Genomic DNA, 13,941 nt, shown 5'->3' with positions numbered 1-13,941 from the left:
GCGATTCAACGTTCTCTCCGTACGCGTTCAGACGCAGCTGGAAGCCCCAAACTTATGCCTGGAACCCAGCCAACAGGCCCTAGGCCAGGGCGACCTCGACCGAGAAGACCTCGCTCTTGCCGGGCTCGACGAAGTGCAGGCCCTTCTGGAGTTCGGGGCTGTTGGGCGGTCCCATCCAGGGCTCGACGCAGTAGAAGGGGCTGTCGGCGTTCTGGGTCCAGGTCACGAGTGTCGTCCAGGGCGCGGGCACCTTCTGGTCCCCGATGCGGACGAGGATGTCCTCCTCGCCCCCACGCGGCCCAAAGCGCACCTCGCTCGTCTTGAGCCGGCAGCGAATCAGGTCCACGATGCGCTCGTCGTCGAAGCTGGCCGCTTCCGGGAAATCCTTCACCGGCACGAGCTTGCCTTCGCCGTCCTGGTGGAAGGCTTTTTTGGCCGGGGCGTTAATCACATACTCGCCGCGACCGAGCCCTTCATGCCAGGGCAGACTGAAATAAAAGTGGTGCCCCGCTGACCACGGCACGGCCTGCGACCCGTGGTTGACCAACTCGTAATCGACAAAAAACGCCAGTTGCTCGAAGCGGTAGCGCACCATAAAAGTGTAGTCGTAGGGGTAGGCGACGCGGCACTCCTCGTCGGGCTTGAATTGCGCGGTAAAACCGTGGTCGTGCTCGGTCACGATCTCAAAGCGCCCCTGCCGGGCATAGCCGTGCATGGCCATAGGGCGACGTTCACCATCGGGGGCCCGCCAGTAGCCAAGATCGCCCTTGTCAAAGGTCCGGGCAGAGAAGGGGAAAAGCACCGGATTGCCACCGCGCACGTGGGCGATGTTGTTCAGGTCGGCGTCCTCGGGCCAGTGGATGACATCGCGGTAGCTGCCGTCGGCCAGCGTGAGGTGCCAGTTCATCAGGCGCGCCCCGGCCTCCGGGTACGCGAGAAAAGTCGAGGCCCCAATCTGCCATTTGCGCACCGGGTGGCCGTTGATGTCGAGAGTTTCCATCATAAGCCGACGCTAGCCACTCCCCTCCCCCCGATAAAGCCAAATCACACCCCGCCGAAAAAACCCCCGCGGGCACGGCCCTGAGGGGACAGAGCCCTCCCAGTGCTGCTTCAGTCGGAGTGCTGCCCAACCGGAGCGCAACCCGGTGGCTTCGCCTTGCTTTTCGGACGCGGGTGGGTAGCGTGGGGTCAACCGATGTTTAAACCGGCCTCACTCCTCTCTGCCCTCTTTATCCTCTTCGGCCTGTGCGGTTTCGCGCTGGCCCCGGCCGACGGCGGCTCCGAAAACATGGCCTCGGAGGCCGACCAGACCCAGACTGTCCCCGCCGACTCCAGCCCGAACACCGCCCCGGGCGAAACCACCCCGGACGCCGCTGCCGATGACGACAACTCGACGGCCCCAGGCCCGGTTGCGCCCGTCATCGCGATCCAGCCCGGCGTACGCAGCGTCTATGTCGTGCCCATCGAAGGCGAGATCGGTGGCCCCCAGCTTTATATCCTGCGCCGGGCGCTCAAGGACGCCATCGCCAACGGTGTGGACACGGTGGTACTTCAGATGGATACGCCGGGCGGGCGGCTCGACACCACTCTGGAGATGATGGAGGCGCTGGATAACTTCGAAGGCGAAACCATCACCTACGTGGACGATGACGCCATTTCCGCCGGTTCCTACATCGCTGTGGCCACGGACTCGATTTACTTCGCCCCCAAGGGCAAGATGGGCGCGGCCGAGGCCGTCACCGGCCAGGGTGGCGACATCGACGAGAGCATGCAGCGCAAGATCAACAGCTACCTGCGGGCCGTCGTGCGGGTGCTCTCCGAGACGCACCGCTACCGCGCCGACGTGCAACGGGCCATGATGGACCCGGAGTTTGAGCTGGAAATCGACGGCCATGTAATCAAGCCCACCGGGGAGTTGTTGACCATAACCGCCACCGAAGCGGCCCGGCAGTACGGCGATCCGCCCCAGCCGCTGCTGGCGGCGGGCATCGTTGAATCCGTGGACCAGCTCCTGAGCCAACGCTACGGCGAAGGCAATTACGAGATCCGCGAGTTTCACCTCACCTGGTCGGAGGAGTTCGCCAAGTGGTTCGCCCGCATCGCTCCGATACTGGTTTCCGTCGGCATCCTGCTCATCATCGTCGAGGTCAAGACCCCGCACTTCGGGCTGATCGGCGGGCTCGGCATCGCGCTGGTCGTGGTCGCGTTCCTGAGCAACACCTTCGCCGGGCTGGCAGGCAATGAACCGATCCTGCTCTTTTTCCTCGGCCTGCTCCTCATCGCCGTCGAGCTGCTCTTTTTCCCCGGCGTGCTCGTCATGCTCATCCTCGGGCTGCTGAGCATCGTCGCCGCCGTACTGTGGTCGATGGCTGATGTCTGGCCCACCCCCGAGGGTGGGTTCACCATCAGTACCGAGGCGATTGAAACCGCCGTCAAGAACAGCTTGCTCGCCCTCATCGTGGCAGGTGGCGGTTTTGTACTACTGCTGAAATTCCTGCCCAACTCACCGCTGTTTCGCCGCTTCATCTCACAGGGTGAGGTCGGCGGCCCCTCCGAAATCAACGCCGGAGGCGGTAGCACCTCTGCCGGCCAGACCGGCCTGCCCGACCTGGGCGCGCGCGGCACCGTGGTGCGCGACCTGCACCCGCTGGGCATGGTCGAGATCGACGGCCAGCAATTCCAGGCCCGCTGCTCCAACGGCGAAATCCGCCGCGGCCAGCCGGTCGTCGTGGTCCAGCGCGGCAGCTTCGCGCTGGTGGTAGAACCTTGTGATCCGTAGCCATGAGCCTGATTCCGCGAATCGTCCTGTTTGTGCTGCTGAGCGCTCCCCTGCTGTCGGTTGCGCAGCCGGAGGCCAACGAGATAGAAGAGGAAATGCCCAAGGGGCACGAAAGCCTTTCACGCCAACTTGCCGCCCTGACGGCGGGCGACGGGTACACCCTGATCCACGCCCAACTGGAGCAACCCGGAGCGTTTGGAGGCACGCCCAAGAAAATCCGGCAGGAAATGACGCTACTTTACGGCAACGGGGAGCTTTACGCGTTCTCGACCTACAGAGACATCCCCACCCGAATGGACGAACTACTGGGAGTGTCGATATTTCCTTCCGACCTGCCCGACCCAGATGGCTTTCAACACGCCAGCGCACTCAAAAAGGAGGCCATCCATGCCGCTGACGGTGCGATGCAGCAGGCTTCAGAGACCGCCCTTTACAACATCAAGGACAACCGCATTGTCAGCACCAAGGATGGTAGCTCCTTCAAAAAAACCGGCTCCGATCTAGTGTTCATTCTAGACTACATGTACCTACTCACGACCCTTTGCGAATGGCCACTGCTGAAACAGAACGGCGAACTCGTTACCATGAAGGGGCAGACAGAGCTTAAGGGCGTGAATTTCTGTGAAGCACAACTGACGTCTGACATCACCTTTGAGACGAACGGCGGCATGCGTGTCTCCGTATTTCCCGGCCTGCCGGAGCGCGACATGTTTATCACGCTGGCACCCGAGGACGACGGCACGCTTGCCACGATACGCTTTTCCAGCGGCCCGAATTTTTCCAAAATCTTCCATATCCGCCCGCGGGAAAAACTCGCCACCGACGACCCACGTGCGCAGGCTTTTATCGATCAAGTGAACGCCGAACTCGCTGTCGCCGAGCTCGCCTCGCAAATCCCCACCCCCTGCCCGAAACGCAACTGAGTGCCGGGGCCTTTTCGATTCCTCACGCCACCTGACACCCCCCCCCATGAGCCTGATTCCTTCCCTCATCGTCATCGCGCTGGTATTGCTCTTTCTGGAGATATTCCTGCCGGGCGGGGTGCTCGCGGTCATCGCCGTGGGCTGCCTGCTGGCGGCGTCCTACCTGACTTACAGCCAGTACGGCCCGTTGCCGGGGCTGGGGGTCTTCGCCGGGTCGCTGTTACTATGCCTGGTTTTCTTTTACTTCGAGCTGAAACTGATCAAGAGCCGCCGCATCGGGAAGTTCCTGCGCTCGGAAGGCTCCATCCAGAGTTCCTCCAACACACCCGCCGGGGACGACTCCCTCGTCGGGCAGAGGGGGAGCGCCTTGACAACCATGGCGCCCTCGGGCAGAGTCCGTATCGCAGACCGTAATTACGAAGCCGCCACCCAGGGCGGTTACGTGGCCAAGGGAACGCCGGTCGAAGTCGTCCGGGTCGAAAGCTTTAAACTCATCATCAAACCATTGTCATGATTATCCCCGCACTCGCCGTCAGCATCTGGCTTATCGTTTACGCCATCCTCGGGCTTTTTGTCCTCGCGATCCTGTTCGTCTTTTTGTCCTTCCTTCAGGTCTGGCTCAAGGCCGCCTCCTCGGACGCGCCGGTGAGCATGTTTACCCTTTTCGCGATGCGCTTCCTGCGCCGTCTGCCCTACTCGCTGATCGTGGACGCGCGCATCATGTCGCGCAAGGCGGGCATCGACATCAGCATCAACCAGATCGAAACCCAGTACATGGCCGGGGGCGAGATCATCCAAACCGTCCAGGCGCTCATTAACGCCAAAAAGGCCGGCATCATCCTGGAATGGGACAAGGCATGCGCCATCGACCTGGCCACCAAGGGCACCAGCAAGTCCGTCATGGAGGCCGTCCACACCTCGATCAACCCGAAGGTCATTGACTGCCCGGCTTCCTCCAGCGGCCGTACCACGATTGACGGCGTGGCCAAGGACGGCATTCAGGTAAAGGCCCGCGCCCGCGTGACCGTGCGTTCGAACCTCGACCATTACGTGGGCAACGCCTTGGAGGAAACCATCATCGCCCGTGTCGGCGAAGGCATTGTCACCACCATCGGCTCGGCCGAAAGCTATAAGTTCGTGCTGGAAAACCCGGACCGCATTTCTAAAAACGTACTCGAACGCGGCCTCGACGTGGGCACGGCCTTTGAAATCCTTTCCATCGACATCGCCGATGTGGATGTGGGTGAAAACATCGGGGCCAAGCTCCAGGAAGCCCAGGCCATCGCCAACAAGAACATGGCCCAGGCACAGGCCGAAATCCGCCGTGCCGCCGCCGTCGCCCTGGAACAGGAGATGAAGGCCCGCGTGCAGGAAATGCAGGCCAAGGTCATCGAAGCCGAGGCAGAGGTTCCCCTCGCCCTGGCCGAGTCCCTGCGCTCCGGCAAGATGGGCTTCATGGACTACTACCGCCTCCAGAATATCCAGTCCGACACCGCCATGCGCGAATCCATCTCCAAGCCCGAAGAACAGGGCCACCAGGAAAGCTAGGCCCGAAGCCTTCGCGCCGCGCACCGCCTGACCAGCAACCACCGCCCTTTTTCAACGCACCCCGCTTACCGCTATGGACCAACTCGGAGAATGGCTCGTCCCTGTCGTCGTCTTCGTCATCTGGGCCATCAATGCGGCCATGCAGATGGCGAAGAAAAAGGGCGAGCAGGAGGAAGAGGCGGAGCAGGAATCCCGGCCCTACACCCCACTGGACCATCCGGCCAACGACAACAACGAACGGGCCCGCCGCATTCAGGAGGAAATCCGTCGCAAGATCGCCGAGCGCCGGGGCGAGGCTCCGCCCCCGCGCGAACAGGCCGACAACGGCCCTCCTCCCCTGCGTCAGCCCGCCGACCACCGCATGCCCTCACCGCTGGAGGCCCCACGCCCGGTCAGCAACCAGCGTGAGCCGCAGCACCGTCGCCAGCAATTTCCGCGACCGAACACCACGAGCACGGAGCCTTCTCCCTACTTCGAGGTGCCTCCGCCCCCCCGCAACTACGAAGCCGAAATCGAGGAACAGCGCCGCCAGGCCGAGGAAGCCCTGCGCCGGGCAGAAGCGGTCCGCCGTCAGACCCGCGCCAAGACCCCGGCACGCGCCCCGCGCAAGCCGATTCTTGAGCACAGTGGCGACGCCACCTTCAAATCCATCCGGGGCAGCCTGCGGCGCGACCTCAAAGACCCTGCTGCCGTCCGCCGGGCCGTTCTGCATTACGAAATCATCGGCCCCCCGGTCAGCCTGCGCCACGACGACCGGCCGGGTGCCACCCGCGGCCACTGAGGAGCCTTGTCCGGATTATCCCCGTGGACAGGTACGTAACCGCACAGGACAATAAGAGGCGCGCCCCAGTGGTGTTTCCGTTCGTGACACAGAGAACAGCTCTCCCAGGAAAATGACTGGCCAAGCCAACAGCTCTCAAGTATTTCTGGAGACATCTTGATAATGGAAGACGGATGCCCCTAACGCCCGTTTTCATGCCTCCACCCCCCATCGCCATGATCCGAACAGCCCTCTGCGCCCTGCTCTTTGTGTCCACCCTCGCCCTCTGCCACGGCAGCGGGAATTTCCCGTCCCGGCTCGGGGAGTGGCGGCTCGGCGGCGTCACTGTGTACGACGACCCGGCCCTGGGCTTCAGCCTGCGCTACGACCTGCCGCAGAGTGAAGACAAGATGGACATCTATTTTTACGACAACGGCCAGAAGGACCTCGGCACCGGGCTTTCGGAGCCCGTGATGAAGGAACTCGCCACTGTCTTTCGCATGATCAAGGTCATGGAAGAGCGCGGCTATTACAGCGACCTCTCCGAGCCGCAGCTTGGCCAGGGTACGATCGACCTCGGCGGACAAAGCGTCCCCTTTCTCTTCGGTTCGCTCAGCTACCGCCAAACCGACAAAGGGCAGGAACAGCACGAGGGCACAAATACCGCCCTGCGTCAGTCTTTCGCGCTCATCACCGCCTATCACGGACGCTACCTGAAAGTCCGCTTTACCGCGGTGGGCGAGGATGAGGAAGCAGCCCGGCAGCAATTCACCGCCGCGATGGAAGCACTGGAGAACGTCTTCGGTACGCGCCAGCCCGAGAAAATACTTCAGCCCGCCGGCGGGAAAAACTGACCGTGCACCGGCGGCAGTGTACCTCCCTGCCCTTGCCGCGGACAAACGGCGGCTCGAATCCGCACTCCTGATTGGGACGCGGAAAATAAAGCTGCTCACACGGAGGCACAGAGGCACGGAGAACAAGCAAGCTCACCAGCCGAGTGGTCCGTATCCATCGGCCTGGCTCGGGAGGGGGAGTTACCCTTCTTGGGGAAGATAGAGAATTACTGTCCGGCCCCGCTATCGGACCGGACGTCAAGCTGAGCCACCGGCCCGTCCATCCCGTAGTAGGTCTGACGCGTCCCGGTATGGTTCGACTTGTATGTCTTCCCGTTGATCTCGACCGTCACGTTCTGGATGGCCGAGCTAACCACACGGATGCTTCCAGTGCGGGTCAGCGTCTCGCTCTGACCGGCGGACATCATGCCCTTGAAAAGCTCCTTGTTGTCGTTCTCCTGGCGAACGAGCACGTAGCACTGGCCCGTAGCCGTGATAGTCACCGAACCACTCTCCTCAGGAGGTGCGGCATCTTTCGTCCCGACGATTTTTGTCTCCTTGCCCGCCGTCTCGCCCGCAATCACAACCACCGGCCCGTCCATGCCGTAGTAGGTCTGCCGAGTGCCGGTCTGGTTCGACTTGTAGCTCTGCCCGTCGATCTCGACCGTCACGTTCTGGATGGCCGAGCTAACCACACGGATGCTTCCAGTGCGGGTCAGCGTCTCGCTCTGACCGGCGGACATCATGCCCTTGAAAAGCTCCTTGTTGTCGCTCTCCTGGCGAACGAGCACGTAGCACTGGCCCGTAGCCGTGATTTTTATCTGGCCGGTTTCGGCCCTGGGCTTTTCTGCTGACACGGAATCGCCTTTGACTGCGACAGCAACGGGGACAGCAACGGTAGTTTCCGGCTCCGGCGTGGCGGCATGGTCGGCGTTGGCGGGAGCTTGTGCCGTTGGCGGCGGCGCTTCCTCCGGCCCCGATGGCTCCGCGTATCCGGCGCTCATCGCGACCAAGGCGATACACCACCCCCACCTGAAAATTGTCAGAGGGCGGCTGGTTTTCATCGTAAAACGATCCCGTTACGGGTTCTGGAGCGGTGTCACAGGGCCGTCCATCCCGTAGTAGGTCTGGCGGGTGCCGGTTTGGTTGGACTTGTAGGTCTTGCCATTGATCTCAACCGTCACGTTCTGGATGGCCGAGCTGACCACACGGACGGTCCCGGTACGGGTCAGCGTCTCGGACTGACCGGCGGCCATGTTACCCTTGAAAAGTTCCTTGTTGTCGTTTTCCTGGCGAACGAGCACATAGGCCGGGCCGGAAGTCGAAATCGTCACCGTGCCGGTCTGGGCCAGGTCGGCTCCCGCCGCAGTGCCGGAAGGAGTGACGTTGGTCGAGGCGGCGGGCGGAGTCGTAGCCGTATCGGTCGGCTCGTCCGGGGCGCTCGGGCTGATGAGCAGGTTAACCAGTACGGCCAGCAGGCCGACCAGCACAAAGGTTCCCGCCACGATGAGGCCGATCTTCCAGTACAGGGACGAATCGGTCTTCTGCTCCATGCGGTCAGCCGGGCCGTCGTGACCGCTGCTGGGGCGCTCCTTGATGCGGGCGGTCTTGGCTACCTTGGCACTATGCTCGCCAAAGGGCGGGGCCGATTCGGTGCTGCCGAGGGTCTTCGGTTCGTCGGGCAGGTCCATCCGCCCGAAGAGTTCCTTGTTCTCGCGTTTGGAGACGACCTTGCTGGCGCCAAGCAGGACGGCGTTATAGTCCGTCATGAGCTTGTCCTCGTCGAGTTTGAGGTAGCGCCCGTAGATTTTCAGGAAGCCGCGTTTATAGACCTCGGGCAGGTCGAAATCGAAGTGGTTGTTCTCGAAATTCATCAGGAAGTCACTGCGGACTTTCGTCGCCTCAGCGGCCTCGCGGATGGAGATCCCCTGCCGCTTGCGTGCTTCCTCTAATCTGTCCCCGATGTTCGGCATCTAAAATCCTGAGTTTGTGGGAATTCTCCAACTGATGGCAAGGCCGAAAGTCCGGCTTGCGCGCGCATTCTGCAAATGTCCCGGCAGCACGCCCCCAACCTCGCCAACGCTTCGTTCACTCACCGCAACTTTCAAACCCTCAAACGCTTAAACTCTCAAACTTATAACGAGTCGAGGTCGCGAAGAATCTCGCGGGGGCTGGAGCCGTTTTCCGGGCCGACGATGCCCTCGTCCTCCAGAATCTCCATGATGCGGGCGGCTCGGTTGTAGCCGATCTTGAGCCGACGCTGGAGCATGGAGGTGGAGGCGCGCTTGGTGGCGCGGAGGACTTCGATGGCGTCGGGCACGAGCTCGTCGTCCCACTCGCCCTCGGCCCCACCACCGCCGCCGTCTTCGCCGCCGGCCTCGATCTGCTGCTGCACTTCCTCGGCAAACTGCGGGTCGCCGTTGCGGGAATTGAGGAAGTCCACGATGTGGTTGATCTCATCGTCGGAGACAAAGGCCCCCTGCGCGCGCACGAGGTTGGATGTGCCCGGCGGCACGAAAAGCATGTCCCCCTTGCCGATGAGGGCTTCGGCCCCGCCCTGGTCGAGGATGGTGCGACTGTCCACCTTGGAGGCGACTTTGAAGGAGACGCGGGTCGGCAGGTTGGCTTTGATCACGCCGGTGATGACGTTGACTGACGGGCGCTGCGTGGCCAGGATCAGGTGGATACCGGCGGCACGGGCGAGCTGGGCCAGCCGGGCGATGCCCGTTTCAATGTCCTGCGGGGCGACCATCATCAAGTCGGCCAACTCGTCGATGATGCACACGATGTAGTGGAGGCGCTTCTCGGGAATCTCGAACTCCACATCGTCGTCGCGGGGGACATCCAGGTTGGCAGTGGCGGCGCGTTCCTCCGGCGACATGGCCGAGGACATCTCAGCCTCGCGGGCTTCGGCCTCGTCGCGCTCCTTCTTGTTCTTGGCGATCTTGGCGTTGAAACCGGCGATGTTGCGCACGCCCATCTTGGCGAAAATCTGGTAGCGCCGCTCCATCTCGCTGATCAGGTACTTGAGCGCGCCGGGAACTTTTTTCGGCTCGGTCACGACCGGGATCAGCATGTGCGGGAGCTTGTTGTACACCTGCATTTCCACCACCTTCGGGTCCACCATGAGGAAGCGCAGGTCCTCGGGCGCGGCGTGGTACAGGAGCGAGGCGATAACGGAGTTGATGCAGACCGTCTTACCCGACCCGGTGGAACCGGCGATGAGCATGTGGGGCATGCGGGTCAAGTCCTCGACGATGGGCTTGCCGGTCACGTCCTTGCCCAGCACGACGGGAATCTCGGCCTTCGACTCGGCCCATGCGCGTGACTCGACGATCTCGCGCATGGTCACGGGCAGGGGCTTGGGGTTGGGCACCTCGATCCCGACCGTGCCCTTGCCGGGAACCGGGGCAAGGATACGCACGGCCTCGGCCCGCAGGCCCAGGGCGAGGTTTTTGTCCAGGTTGAGAATCTTCTCCACCCGCACGCCGGGGGCGGGAATGACCTCGTAGCGCGTGATGACGGGGCCGGTCTGGACCTCGGCCGGTTCGACCTTGACGTTGAACTCGTCCAGAATCCGGGCAATGTCGCGGGCACGCTCCTGGTGTTCCTCGGGGGAAGCGAAGTTCTCGCCCGGCGCAACCGGGTCGCTGAGCAGGTCGATACTCGGGAAGGTGTGGTTGCCCTTCTTGTCGGGACGGGCGATGCGGGCCTTTTCGGTCACTTCGCTGTCAATGATCTTCAGCCCCGGCGATGTCACCTTGAGCGGACGCTTCGGGGCTTCCTCGGCCTTTTCCTCCGCTTCCCGCTTGCGCGGCAGGGTAAAGATGGCCGCTCCCTTGCGGGGACGGGAATCCTCCGCCGCCGGCACGGCGGCGGGCTCTTCGCTGACGGGTACTTCCGGAGCCGCCGGTTCGTCGGCGGTGACGACCACGTCCTCCTCGGGACGCAGCGAGGGCTTGCGGACTTCCTTCTTCGGCGGGGCGCCTTTTTTCGGGAAAACGCCCTCCAGCGAACGCTCAGGCGGGGCGGCCTTGCGGGCCGCTTTCAGCTCGGCCAGACGCTCCTTGCGGGCCTTCCGCTTCTGCTCCAGCCGCTCCAGGGTCTGGTGGATATTATCCGTAAAAAGGAAAGTCGAGCTGACCACGAAGGCGAGAAAGATCAACAGGCTCGCCCCGAAATACCCGGCGTAGGTGATGACCTTCTGGTTGAGCACGAGCAGCCCCAGCCGTCCGCCCAGGCCATTGAAGTAGAAGCGCCGCTCCGGCAACTCCTGCCCGGCGGTAATGACCTGCACCCCGGCGGCTTGCTCATTGCTCCACTCGGCCGAGCCGGGACGCGGGTTGTCAAAAACCTTCTCGTCCGCCAGCGTGAACAACCCGGTCAGCGAAACGAGGAAAAACACGGCCGCGATCACCAGCCGCAGGCGCACCCGGTGGGCCTGCCGGAACAGCAGCAGGTAGCTGATCCAGAACAGCAGCAGCGGGATCAGCCACGAAACGATCCCGAAAATGCTGAACGTCAGGTAGGCCAGTTCCGCCCCGATCTTGCCGGTCAGGTTCGGGTCTGGCTGCGCCCCGGCATGCAGGTGCGCCGACTGGCTCGGATTGAAGTCCAGCAGAGCGACCAGATAAATCACACTAAGCGCCAGCACCGCCAGCGCCCAGAAAGGCTTCGACTGGGGTTTGCGCGGGGCGAAAGAGGTTTTCTCCTGCGCGGTGGCAGGCTTTTTCGAGAAGAGGCCCATTTTCCAAAAAGACCATCCTAGCCCGGCTACGTTCAAAAACAAGTCCGAACCCCGGAGCCCGGAGTTTTCATCACCCGCGCGCCCCTCAGGCCGTAGGCGGACAAAGGGCATCCCCCCAGCCCCGACCCGTGACGCCCCCCAGCCCGCCGACCTGAGCCCACCAACCACCTACGCCTGACTTTGGGAATATGCCCTGTTGACCGTTGCCCGGCGGCAGTTTATTTGTGCTGGCTGTTATGCGTATGTATCTTTTCAAGCCTCTCTATCAGGAACGCGTCTGGGGCGGACGCGGCCTCCATGACAAGCTCGGACGCGAGCTGCCCGGCTCCGCCCCCATCGGCGAAAGCTGGGAGATCGTGGACCGGCCCGAGGCCCAGTCCGTCGTGGCTGAAGGCCCGATGGCGGGAAAAACCCTCCGCCAGCTTCTCGAAACCAGCGCATCCACCGTCATGGGACCGGGCTACGCCCCGTCCACGCCCTTTCCCATCCTCGTCAAGTGGCTGGACTGCCAGGATCGGCTGAGCCTCCAGGTCCACCCCCCGGCGGACATCGCCCCCAGCCTCGGCGGCGAGCCCAAGACCGAAAACTGGTACGTGGCCGAAGCCGAACCACACGGGGCCATGCTCATCGGCCTGAAAAACGGCGTCACCCGCGAGCAATTCGAGACCGCCCTGCGCGAAAACCGCCTCGAACCCCTCGTCCACCGCATCCCGGCGAAAAAGGGCGAGTCGATGTTCGTGCGCAGCGGACGCCTCCACGCCCTCGACGCCGGTTGCCTGATTTTGGAGATCCAGCAAAACTCCGACACCACCTACCGCGTCTATGACTGGGGCCGGGTCGGACTGGACGGCAAGCCGCGCCAGCTCCACATCGAGGAGTCGCTCAAGTGCATCGAGTTCAACGACTTTGAGCCGGACCTCCTGCGCCCCGAGGGCAAGACTCAGCGCATCGCCGAGTCCGAACTGTTCAACCTCACCCGCCACACCCTGGAGCCGGGCGAGACGCTGGAGTTTGCGGCCAATGAGCAACCGCGCCTGATCGGTGTGGTGGACGGCTCCCTGCGCGAGGCCGACGGCACCGTCCTTCCCCGCGGCACCAACGCCCTCCTGCCCTACGCCGAGAGCTTCACCTTCACCGCCACCACCCCCTCCACCGTCCTCGTCACGGACGGCTTCGGCGGGTGACCGGGCTGCGCCCCAGGTGAGTCTTGGAATAAGCTAAAAACTTTGTGTTCTCCGCCGCTGGTGTGAAAAATAACCCCAATTTCACATCAGGAACATCAAGCGATGCCGATAGTATCCCGCAGGTCCCCCCTCTTCTACGCTGTGGTCATCATCCTGCTGGCGATCGTACTGCTGACCGCAGTTTTTACCGCTCTTGTCGTCTTTTCCATTTCTCATCCCACGCCTTTGCCCGACCAAGCCGCTGCCGAGCGCGCATCCTCGCAATATAACCCTCTCTCTCACGCATGTTAAAACTGCTTCTCAAGCCCTTCGGCTGTCTGGCCAGTCTGCTGGGTGGGCTGCTGGTGCTGCTCGTCATCGCGCTGATCGTGCTGTTTTGGGTGGCCGAAGCGTGGACCCCGAAGTTCGTGGCCGGGTGGATGGAGCAGAGCAGCGGCTTCGACGTGCAGATCGACGACGCCAACCTCGAACTTTTCTCCCAGCAACTGGTCTTCGAGGACATCGTCATACAAAACCCGCCCGGCTTCCCCGAGGAGAGCTTCCTGCGCATCCGGGGGCTGGCGGTCAAGCTGCCGCTGGCCGACGTCGCCAGCCAGGACTTCCGGGCCAGCGCCGTCTCGCTCGACATCGACTCGCTCACCATCGTCATCCCCGAACGCGGCCCCAGCAATATCGCGGCCTTTATCGACGCGGTGGACTTCCAGCCCGCCGCCGTTGCCGTCCCCGCGTCCGACGCCCCCCGACTGGAGAGCTTCCGTCTGACCATCAACGAGGTCATCATCGAGGACCACAGCTTCCGTCGCCCCGACATCACCCGTTACAAAATCGGCTACGAGGGCAATTTTTCCAACATCAGCCGCAGTACCGACGTATTCCCCGAGGTCGAACGCGAACTGCGCGCCCGCAACCTTCCCGGCCTGGACACGGCGTTTTTCCAGGCGCTCTTCGCCGCGCTCCCGGTCCAGTGCTTCGCTGACATCGAGCCCGCGGTCCCCGGCCTCCTCCCCGACCAGATCGACGGCCTCACCGACGAAATCGGCCAGACCCTCCGCGACCGCGCCGTCGAAAGCCTCCGCCCCCAGAAACCCTGAGCGGGGGATTTATCAGTTATCATTAGCCTCAGTCTGAAAGGTCGGTGAAAAAAATCCCTTGAATCTCGCCGGGATT

Annotated in this window: 12 protein-coding genes; 8 read left to right on the top strand and 4 right to left on the bottom strand. The window is 62.9% G+C overall.

All coding sequences use genetic code 11. The annotated features are described in order from the left end of the window. Window positions 1-79: 79 nt before the first annotated feature. Window positions 80-1,003, bottom strand: coding sequence for an aldose epimerase family protein (locus H5P28_RS18890; RefSeq protein WP_221773488.1), 924 nt, complete (start codon window positions 1,001-1,003; stop codon window positions 80-82). Between the two features lie 192 nt (window positions 1,004-1,195). Here H5P28_RS18890 and H5P28_RS18885 point away from each other — a divergent pair, with 192 nt between their 5' ends. The 6 genes from H5P28_RS18885 (at window position 1,196) to H5P28_RS18860 (ending at window position 6,864) form a co-directional block, all read left to right on the top strand. Continuing rightward, a complete protein-coding gene (locus H5P28_RS18885) occupies window positions 1,196-2,779 on the top strand; it encodes an NfeD family protein (protein WP_185677251.1) in 1,584 nt (527 codons plus the stop codon). Between the two features lie 2 nt (window positions 2,780-2,781). Further along, the gene (locus tag H5P28_RS18880; protein ID WP_185677250.1) at window positions 2,782-3,702 is read left to right on the top strand and encodes a hypothetical protein; all 921 of its coding nucleotides are present in this window, start codon (window positions 2,782-2,784) and stop codon (window positions 3,700-3,702) included. A 46-nt stretch (window positions 3,703-3,748) separates the two neighbouring features. Further along, window positions 3,749-4,216 (top strand): NfeD family protein, encoded by a 468-nt coding sequence (locus tag H5P28_RS18875; RefSeq protein ID WP_185677249.1) that lies wholly within the window; start codon window positions 3,749-3,751, stop codon window positions 4,214-4,216. Then, window positions 4,213-5,250 carry a flotillin-like protein FloA gene (gene floA / locus H5P28_RS18870; protein ID WP_221773487.1) on the top strand — a complete coding sequence of 346 codons (1,038 nt, stop codon included), beginning with the start codon at window positions 4,213-4,215 and terminating at the stop codon, window positions 5,248-5,250. The genes H5P28_RS18875 and floA overlap by 4 nt, the downstream gene beginning before the upstream one ends. Before the next feature lie 73 nt (window positions 5,251-5,323). Next, window positions 5,324-6,031: a hypothetical protein gene (locus H5P28_RS18865; protein ID WP_185677248.1), complete on the top strand. Its 708-nt coding sequence runs from the start codon at window positions 5,324-5,326 to the stop codon at window positions 6,029-6,031. A 215-nt stretch (window positions 6,032-6,246) separates the two neighbouring features. Beyond that, the gene (locus tag H5P28_RS18860; protein ID WP_185677247.1) at window positions 6,247-6,864 is read left to right on the top strand and encodes a hypothetical protein; all 618 of its coding nucleotides are present in this window, start codon (window positions 6,247-6,249) and stop codon (window positions 6,862-6,864) included. Window positions 6,865-7,070: 206 nt separating this feature from the next. Here the strand turns inward: H5P28_RS18860 and H5P28_RS18855 are convergent, their stop codons facing one another. From H5P28_RS18855 to H5P28_RS18845, 3 genes are all read right to left on the bottom strand, one after another. Further along, window positions 7,071-7,847, bottom strand: coding sequence for a DUF4115 domain-containing protein (locus H5P28_RS18855; RefSeq protein ID WP_185677246.1), 777 nt, complete (start codon window positions 7,845-7,847; stop codon window positions 7,071-7,073). Window positions 7,848-7,922: 75 nt separating this feature from the next. Further along, a complete protein-coding gene (locus H5P28_RS18850; RefSeq protein ID WP_185677245.1) occupies window positions 7,923-8,816 on the bottom strand; it encodes a helix-turn-helix domain-containing protein in 894 nt (297 codons plus the stop codon). A gap of 161 nt (window positions 8,817-8,977) precedes the next feature. After that, window positions 8,978-11,590, bottom strand: coding sequence for a DNA translocase FtsK (locus H5P28_RS18845; protein WP_185677244.1), 2,613 nt, complete (start codon window positions 11,588-11,590; stop codon window positions 8,978-8,980). A gap of 236 nt (window positions 11,591-11,826) precedes the next feature. Between H5P28_RS18845 and H5P28_RS18840 the strand changes: the two genes are divergently transcribed. Together H5P28_RS18840 and H5P28_RS18835 are read left to right on the top strand one after the other, a co-directional pair. Next, the gene (locus tag H5P28_RS18840) at window positions 11,827-12,774 is read left to right on the top strand and encodes a type I phosphomannose isomerase catalytic subunit (protein WP_185677243.1); all 948 of its coding nucleotides are present in this window, start codon (window positions 11,827-11,829) and stop codon (window positions 12,772-12,774) included. Between the two features lie 284 nt (window positions 12,775-13,058). Next, window positions 13,059-13,865 (top strand): AsmA family protein, encoded by an 807-nt coding sequence (locus H5P28_RS18835; RefSeq protein WP_185677242.1) that lies wholly within the window; start codon window positions 13,059-13,061, stop codon window positions 13,863-13,865. Window positions 13,866-13,941: the final 76 nt, after the last annotated feature.

The sequence above is a fragment of the Ruficoccus amylovorans genome, from assembly GCF_014230085.1.
Classification (GTDB): domain Bacteria; phylum Verrucomicrobiota; class Verrucomicrobiia; order Opitutales; family Cerasicoccaceae; genus Ruficoccus; species Ruficoccus amylovorans.
The sequence above is the reverse complement of the archived record's forward strand: the minus strand, read 5'-3'. Positions and strand labels throughout refer to the sequence as shown.

What these genes read in the sequence shown, in the direction of transcription:
- H5P28_RS18890 (WP_221773488.1), bottom strand. Translation starts at nt 1,003, where the DNA reads ATGATGGAAACTCTCGACATCAACGGCCACCCGGTGCGCAAATGGCAG.
- H5P28_RS18860 (WP_185677247.1), top strand. Translation starts at nt 6,247, where the DNA reads ATGATCCGAACAGCCCTCTGCGCCCTGCTCTTTGTGTCCACCCTCGCC.
- H5P28_RS18850 (WP_185677245.1), bottom strand. Translation starts at nt 8,816, where the DNA reads ATGCCGAACATCGGGGACAGATTAGAGGAAGCACGCAAGCGGCAGGGG.
- H5P28_RS18840 (WP_185677243.1), top strand. Translation starts at nt 11,827, where the DNA reads ATGCGTATGTATCTTTTCAAGCCTCTCTATCAGGAACGCGTCTGGGGC.
- H5P28_RS18845 (WP_185677244.1), bottom strand. Translation starts at nt 11,590, where the DNA reads ATGGGCCTCTTCTCGAAAAAGCCTGCCACCGCGCAGGAGAAAACCTCT.
- H5P28_RS18875 (WP_185677249.1), top strand. Translation starts at nt 3,749, where the DNA reads ATGAGCCTGATTCCTTCCCTCATCGTCATCGCGCTGGTATTGCTCTTT.
- H5P28_RS18865 (WP_185677248.1), top strand. Translation starts at nt 5,324, where the DNA reads ATGGACCAACTCGGAGAATGGCTCGTCCCTGTCGTCGTCTTCGTCATC.
- floA (WP_221773487.1), top strand. Translation starts at nt 4,213, where the DNA reads ATGATTATCCCCGCACTCGCCGTCAGCATCTGGCTTATCGTTTACGCC.
- H5P28_RS18835 (WP_185677242.1), top strand. Translation starts at nt 13,059, where the DNA reads ATGTTAAAACTGCTTCTCAAGCCCTTCGGCTGTCTGGCCAGTCTGCTG.
- H5P28_RS18885 (WP_185677251.1), top strand. Translation starts at nt 1,196, where the DNA reads ATGTTTAAACCGGCCTCACTCCTCTCTGCCCTCTTTATCCTCTTCGGC.
- H5P28_RS18880 (WP_185677250.1), top strand. Translation starts at nt 2,782, where the DNA reads ATGAGCCTGATTCCGCGAATCGTCCTGTTTGTGCTGCTGAGCGCTCCC.
- H5P28_RS18855 (WP_185677246.1), bottom strand. Translation starts at nt 7,847, where the DNA reads ATGAGCGCCGGATACGCGGAGCCATCGGGGCCGGAGGAAGCGCCGCCG.